Source organism: Microbacterium sp., from assembly GCF_035687345.1.
GTDB lineage: Bacteria > Actinomycetota > Actinomycetes > Actinomycetales > Microbacteriaceae > Microbacterium.
Map to the genome: position 1 here is coordinate 19,916 of NZ_DASRXZ010000043.1, position 7,311 is coordinate 27,226.

Below are 7,311 nucleotides of genomic sequence, written 5' to 3' on the forward strand. Positions count from 1 at the left end.
GGATCCTTGAGGAGAAGAGAGAAGACTGGAGGACACCGGGAATCCGGCGTCCTCCAGTCTATCGGGCGCTCCTGAGCGTCAGCCTTCCGCGTCGGCGCCGCGCTGCAGCAGCAGGGCCCGCGCCTCGCGGCGCTCCCGCTGCGCATCGGGGTCGGGAACCGGGACGGCCGCGATGAGGCGCTGCGTGTAGGGGTCGGTCGCCCCGCGCAGGATCTCGTCGCGCGTGCCCGTCTCGACGAGCTTTCCGTGGTGCATCACCGCGATGCGGTGCGCCAGGATGTCGACGACGGCGAGGTCGTGGCTGATGAACAGGCACGCGAACTGCAACTGCTCCTGCAGCTCCTGGAGCAGCTCCAGGAAGCGCGCCTGCACCGACACGTCGAGCGCCGAGGTGGGCTCGTCGGCGACGAGCAGCTCGGGCGCGAGCGCGAGCGCGCGGGCGATTCCGACGCGCTGGCGCTGACCGCCCGACAGCTCGTGCGGGAAGCGGTTGCGGTACGACGCGGGGAGCTCGACCTGATTGAGCAGCTCCTCGACGCGGCGATCCAGGTCCTTGCCCTTCGCCTCACCCGACAGGAGGATCGGCTCGCCGATGGACTGGCCGATCGGCATACGGGGGTTGAGCGACGACGCCGGGTCCTGGAACACGATGCCCGTCTTGCGGCGGATCGCGAACAGGTCCTTCTGCGTCGCATGCGAGATGTCGGTGCCGACCGAGATGAGCTTGCCCGCGGCGATCGGCAGGAGGCCGATCGCCGCGCGGCCGAGCGTCGTCTTGCCGGAACCCGACTCACCCACGAGGCCCACGATCTCGCCCGGGAAGATGTCGAGGTCGATGTGCTCGGCGGCCCGGAACGCGGGGATGCGCCCGCGCTTCGGGTAGTCGATCGCGACGTCCTGGAACGAGAGCACCGGCTCACGCGTCTCGATGATCTCCTCGGCCACCTCGGTCGCACGCTCGCGGATCGACGCGATCGCCGGCACGACGGTGTCGTCGGTCTCGACGACACCGAGGGCGGCATCGGATGCCTCTTCGATCACGCCGAGACCGAGGTGCGGCACCGACGCGAGCAGTTGCTGCGTGTACGGGTGCTGCGGCGCGTTGAAGATCTCGTGCACCGTGCCCTGCTCGACCACGACGCCGTTCTTCATCACCATGATGCGGTCGGCCAGGTCGGCCACCACGCCCATGTCGTGCGTGATGAGGATGATCGCCGAGTCGAGGCGCTTGTGCAGGTTGCGCAGCAGATCGAGGATCTCGGCCTGCACCGTGACGTCGAGCGCCGTCGTCGGCTCGTCGGCGATCAGCAGGAGGGGGTCGCACGAGATCGACTGCGCGATCATCGCACGCTGGCGCTGACCTCCCGAGAGCTGGTGCGGGTACTTGTGGAACGACTGCTCAGGGTTCGGCATCTCGACCATGCGCAGCAGCTCGACCGCCCGCTCCTTCGCGACCGTCGGCGCCAGGCTGCGGTCGTGCGAACGGAGCGCCTCCATGATCTGGAACCCGATCGTGTACACGGGGTTGAGCGCCGTCATGGGCTCTTGGAAGATCACGGCGATCTCGTTGCCGCGCAGCGCGCGCAGCGTCGCGTCGTCGACGCCCCGCAGCTCGCGCCCGAGCAGCTTGATGGAGCCCGTCACACGCGAGTTCTCGGGGAGCAGACCGAGCAGCGCCATCGAGCTCGTGCTCTTGCCGGAACCCGACTCGCCCACGATCGCGAGCACTTCCCCCCGTCGCACGACATAGTTCATGTCGATCGCCGCGGGGTAGAACTGGCCCTCCACCCAGAAGTCGACGCCCAGGTGCTCGACCTCGAGGATCGTCTCGGGCAGGGCCTTGTGCGACGCCGCGATCTCGGCGTCGATGCCCGTGGTGTCAGTCATTCGTTGTCATCCCATCTGGAAAGCTTGTGGTCATGCCGTTTCAGGAGGTCTTCTACCGACCGGTGCTCGGCCGGGTCCTCGCCGTCGTGACCATCGTCGTGTGCGTCGCGGGGGTCGTCCTCATGCTGTGGGAGGACCCCGCTGCGGCGCTGCGCTACAGCTGGCCGATCCTGCTCGTCGCGGCCGTGGCCTGGGCGCTGTTCTGGCACCCGAGCCTGCGCGTGCAGGAGCACGGCATCACCGTCGTCAACGTGTTCCGCACGCACTTCGTGCCGTGGCCGAACATCACCGCGATCGAGACCCGCTACTCGCTGACGCTGCGCACCGTCGGCGGCGTCGTGCGAGTGTGGGCGACGCCCGCTCCGGGGCGCCACCGCACACTCGGCCTTGCGAGCAAGGACTTCGACGGCGTCGGCGAGTCGGCCCGCGGCGAGCACGGCAGCCTTCGCCCCAGCGACGCGATCAGCACGCCGAGCGGCAATCTCGCCCAGCTGATCCGCGGACACTGGGAGCGCCTGCGCGACGCCGGAACGTTCGCGAGCGGCGTCGACCCGGAGGCATCCGCCGTCACGTGGCACTGGGCGACGATCGCGCTGATCGCCGTCCTCGCCGCTGCGACGGTGATCGGCCTGCTGGTCTAGCAGCGTCACGTCATCGCTCCGGGCCGCGCGCCACGTCGTCCGGATCGACCGGGCTGTTGTCCGTCGCGCGGGCCAGATCGGTGATGTCTGGTGCGTCGGACACCGTGAGCGCCGCCTCGTCGATCGCGGTCGCCGACAGCGGCTTCTTCGCACGCGCGGCACGAGCCATCGCGCGCTCGCTCGGCATCTTCTTCTGGCGCGGGTCGAACGCGTCGCGCAGACCGTCGCCGATGAAGTTGATGCACAGGGCGATCACGATGATGAAGATGCCCGGCCACCAGAACAGCCACGGCCGCGTCGAGAACGCCGCCTGGTTGTCGGAGACGATCTTGCCGAGGGACGTGTCGGGCGCCTGCACGCCGAAGCCGAGGAAGCTCAGCGCCGACTCGAGCAGGATCGCACCCGCCATGAGCAGCGTCGCGTTCACGACGATGACGCCCACCGCGTTCGGAAGGATGTGGCGGAAGATGATGCGCCGGTCGCGCGCACCCGACACCCGGGCCGCGTCGACGAACTCGCGCTCACGGAGCGTGAGGAACTCGCCGCGCACGAGACGCGCCATCGTCGTCCACGCGAAGAGGCCGATCACGACGCCGAGCACGGCCGCGCCGAGGTTGCCGAACGTGTTGCCCAGCACCGAGCCGATCACGATCAGCGGGATCGTGATGATGATGTCGGTGAAGCGCATGAGCACCGAGTCGGTCCACTTGCGGTAGTACCCCGCGAGTGCGCCGATCACGACGCCGATCACGGTCGCGACGACACCGGCGATGACCATGACCATGATCGACTGCTGCGTGCCGCGCATGACGACCGCGAAGATGTCGCGGCCGACCTCGTCCTGACCGAACGGGTGGTCGCCGAACTGCAGCGGCCACAGGCTCAGCGTGGGCACGCCGTTGTTGACCTTCGGCGGGATCTCGGTCCACGTGTACTGCCACCAGCCGGGGATCCGCAGACCCCACAGGCTCACGCCCACCGACGTGAACGCCAGCACGATGATGAATCCGAGGACGATCATCGAGACGAGCGCCGCACGGTGCCGGAAGAAGCGCCGGCGGACGATCTGGCCCTGGCTGAGACCCTCGGTCTCCTTCTGCTCGATCGAGATCTCGGAGAGGGCCTGAGTGTCGAGCGATTCTTCTTTAGTGACTGTGGTGTTCATGTCAGGCCACCTTGATTCTCGGGTCGAGGGCCGCATACACGAGGTCCGCGATCAGGTTGAAGATCACCGCGAGCGTGCCCGTGACGACGAAGAAGGCCATGACCGGGTTGGGGTCGTGGGCGCCCAGCGCCGTGACGAACAGGCGGCCCATGCCGGTCCACCCGAAGACCGTCTCGGTGATCACCGCGCCGCCGACGATCGCGCCCACGTCGAACGCGATGATGGTCGTGATGGGGATGAGGGCGTTGCGGAACGCGTGGCGCACGATGACCGTGCGCTGCGTCAGGCCCTTCGCCCGCGCCGTGCGGATGTAGTCCTGGTTCATGACCTCGAGCAGGCTCGCGCGCGAGTAGCGCGTGTAGCTCGCGAACGAGATCAGGATGATCGCGATCGTCGGCAGCAGCAGGTGGGTGTAGAGATCGATGCCCTGCACCCAGAAGTTGCCGCCGAGACCCGGCGTCGAGGCTCCCACGGTCGCGATCGGCCGGCCCCGCACGCGGCTCGAGTTGGCGTACAGCTGCCAGTACGACATGTACTTCTCGAGGGCGATGAACCCTGCGACGATGAACCCCACGATCGCGGTCGTGCGCACGACCGGCGCCCGGTCGGGGGCTCCCATGAACCACCCGATCGCGCCGCTCACGACGACCGCGAGCACCGCGAGGACCACGAAGAACCACAGGGTCATCCCGTTCAGGATGTAGTTCATCATCGGGAAGTACAGGGCGATGCCCAGGACCGCGACGATGAGCGACGCGTACAGCGCCTTGCGGTTGCGCAGACCCGTCGAGATCGCCGTCACGCCGACGGCGGTGCCCAGCGCCAATGCTGAGTACACCACGATCCCGATGCTCGGGTCGGCGAACCACCGAGTCGCCGAGAGGTAGGCCAGGACGGCCCCGGTCGCGACGGCGGCGATGCCGAGCACGGTGAGCCGGCGGCGCCAATTGCCGCCGACGAGGGACATCCAGATGAGGCCGCTCAAGATCGACACGACGATGATCACGGGTATCGCGATGACCGGATCGCCGAGCCAGTTGTTGAGCTGGATCGCACCGTACTGCTTGAGGAGCACGGCGACCCAGAAGATCGGCAGCGAGAAGAACAGGAACGAGATGAGCGTGACGGTGTAGTCGAAGCCCGTGTACTGACGCAGGGCCGAGACGATACCGACGGTGATGCCGAGCACGATCGCGACGATGGTCGCGGTTGTGACGAGGGTCAGCGTCGCGGTGATCGCATTTCCGAGCAGCGCGTTGACCGGCTGTCCCTGGATGCTGATGCCGAAGTCACCGCGGAAGAGGCCACCGAGCCACAGGAAGTAGCGCAGCGGCGGCGGGACGTCGAGGTTGAGGAGCTTGGTCCGAGCTTCCATGAGCTCGGCCTTGTTCGGAGCGTTGCTCTGACGGAGGTCCTCCAGCGGGTCGCCGGAGTAGGCCGTGAGCAGGTACATGAGAAATGTCGCGGCGAAGAGCACGAAGATGGACGCGATCAATCGCCGGATGATGAATGAAGCCATGGTGTGGCCGCCTACCAATCCGTGAGTCGGCGAGAGTGGCGGGGTTCCCGGGATTGCCGGCCCTCAGCCCTCTGCCACTGGGAGGATTCTAACGTGTGGGGTGCAGGCTTCCCCTGAGGGAACCCTGCACCCCACCTGGCTGAGCCGAGCGGGTTCGGCCCGGCTCAGCCGCGTTCGGTGATTACTCCTCCGAGCCGCCGTCGGTCACGGACCAGTCCCACGCGTTCCAGAAGATCGTGGGAGCGAGGATCGACGGGTCGATGCCCTCCACACGGTCGCTGAAGGCGGTGACGCCCGGGAACTGGAAGATGGTGACACCGTAGAAGTCGCCCCAGAGCAGAGCGTCGATCTGCTTCTGGATCTCGATCTGGGCGTCGGTGTCGAACTCGACGTTCAGCTGGGCGATCAGCTCGTCAACCTCCGGGTTGGAGTAGAAGTTGAGGTTGTTGATGCCACCCGTCTGGAAGGTCGGGCCCGAGCTCGTGACGGCGAGGCTCGTCGACTGCCAGCCGAAGAGCGACGCGTCGTAGGCGCCCGGCGTGCCGAGGAGGCCACCCCACTGCTCGGAACCGCAGTCGGTGACGTTGAAGCCGGCCTGAGCGGCCGAAGCCTGGATCAGGGCGAACTCGTTGACACGGCGCGGGTTGTTCGATGCGTAGAGGAGGCAGACCTCGGTGTTGGTCACGCCCGACTCGGCGAGGAGCTGCTTTGCGCCCTCGATGTCGACCTCGGCGAACGCGTCCGAGCCGTTCTCGGCGACCGACTCGTCGTAGCCTTCAGCGCCAGGCACGAAGATCTGCGAGGAGCGCAGGAGCGCGTCGTCGCCGGCGATCGGCTTGATGAGCGTGTCGAGGATCTCCTGACGCGGGATGGTCTTGAGGAAGGCCTCGCGGACCTGCGCGTTCGAGAAGATGTTCTCGGGGTTGCGACCGTTGTTGAACTGCAGGTCGACGTGCTCGTACGTGCCCTCGACACCGGTCACGACCGTGATGCCCTCGATGCCGTCGAGCGCCGTCTTGATGTCGGCGGTCGCCTGGGGCGAGATCACGTCGACCTCACCGTTCTCGAGCGCCTGGACCGCGGCCAGCGGGTCGGGGATGAAGCGGATCGTGATCTCTTCGATCGTGGGCTGGTTGTCACCCTTGTACTCGGGGTTCGCGACGAGCGTGATGTACTGATCGGCCACGAAGTCGCTGATCATGTACGGGCCGCTCGCGAGGTAGAGCTCCGGGTCGTCGGGGAGCTCGGTGAAGTTGAAGCCGCCGTTCCAGAAGGCCGACAGCGGAGCGAGCGCCGCGTCGTCCTCGTTCGCGATCGCGTCGAGGACGGCCTGCTTGGCCTCCTCGTTGTCCTCGATGCCGAGCGCGTTCTTCGCGATGACGTGAGCCGGCAGCGGCGACGAGAACGAGAGCTCCCAGTCGACGTACGGCGCGTCGTAGATCATCGTGATCGAGCGGCCGTCCTCGCTGATCTCGGGCGTCTGAGTGACGAGGCCGAGGCCCGCGTCCGGGGTCGCGCCCGAGTCGAAGTAGACGACGTCGGTCGGGAAGGCGTCGGTGAACTCACCGGTCTCGGGGTCGGTGAACTCGGCCGGGTCGAAGTCCGGGGTGTCCAGCGCGCGCGAGAGGGCTGCCCAGTGCAGCATGAGGTCCGCGGCGTCGACCGGCGTGCCGTCCGACCACGTGACGTCCTCGTTGACGGTGTACGTGATCGTCAGCGGGTCCTCGCTGACCATCTCGTACGTGCCGAACGACGTGTTCTGAACGAGCTCCGGCGTGTTGTTGTAGTAGTTGAAGCCGTCGAGCGTCAGATACGTGATGTTGTTGTTGGCCGTGGCGTTACCGAACGACGTGTTGCCGTTGTACGAGTAGAACGCCTGGTTCCACGCAGCGGTGATCGACGAGCCCTCGATGAGACCGGAGTCGTCACCGTTGTCGCCGCCACCGGCGGCGCAGCCCGAGATCGCAAGTGCGCCGACGGCGGTGAGCGCCACCGCAGCCGAAATGCGCTTCATTCTCACTGTTCCTCCTGTGCAGGGTTGAGCGCACACGCGTAGGCGGGGCCATGCGGGGGCGCTGGATGGGAAAACCATAAGCACG

The 7,311-nt window shown here is 67.0% G+C and carries 5 protein-coding genes; 1 reads left to right on the plus strand and 4 read right to left on the minus strand.

Features of this window, described 5'->3' with window-relative positions; translation table 11 throughout:
* Window positions 1-78: 78 nt before the first annotated feature.
* Window positions 79-1,887, minus strand: a complete 1,809-nt coding sequence (locus VFF97_RS05300) for an ABC transporter ATP-binding protein (protein WP_325032446.1) — start codon at window positions 1,885-1,887, stop codon at window positions 79-81.
* 32 nt (window positions 1,888-1,919) lie between these two features.
* Between VFF97_RS05300 and VFF97_RS05305 the strand changes: the two genes are divergently transcribed.
* Window positions 1,920-2,528 carry a PH domain-containing protein gene (locus VFF97_RS05305; RefSeq protein WP_325032447.1) on the plus strand — a complete coding sequence of 203 codons (609 nt, stop codon included), beginning with the start codon at window positions 1,920-1,922 and terminating at the stop codon, window positions 2,526-2,528.
* A 10-nt stretch (window positions 2,529-2,538) separates the two neighbouring features.
* Here VFF97_RS05305 and VFF97_RS05310 read toward each other — a convergent pair whose 3' ends face one another.
* From VFF97_RS05310 to VFF97_RS05320, 3 genes are all read right to left on the minus strand, one after another.
* Entirely contained in the window at window positions 2,539-3,693 is a 1,155-nt protein-coding gene (locus VFF97_RS05310) for an ABC transporter permease (protein ID WP_325032448.1), read from the minus strand.
* A gap of 1 nt (window position 3,694) precedes the next feature.
* Window positions 3,695-5,212, minus strand: a complete 1,518-nt coding sequence (locus VFF97_RS05315; RefSeq protein WP_325032449.1) for an ABC transporter permease — start codon at window positions 5,210-5,212, stop codon at window positions 3,695-3,697.
* Window positions 5,213-5,393: 181 nt separating this feature from the next.
* A complete protein-coding gene (locus VFF97_RS05320; protein WP_325032450.1) occupies window positions 5,394-7,226 on the minus strand; it encodes an ABC transporter family substrate-binding protein in 1,833 nt (610 codons plus the stop codon).
* Window positions 7,227-7,311 lie beyond the last annotated feature (85 nt).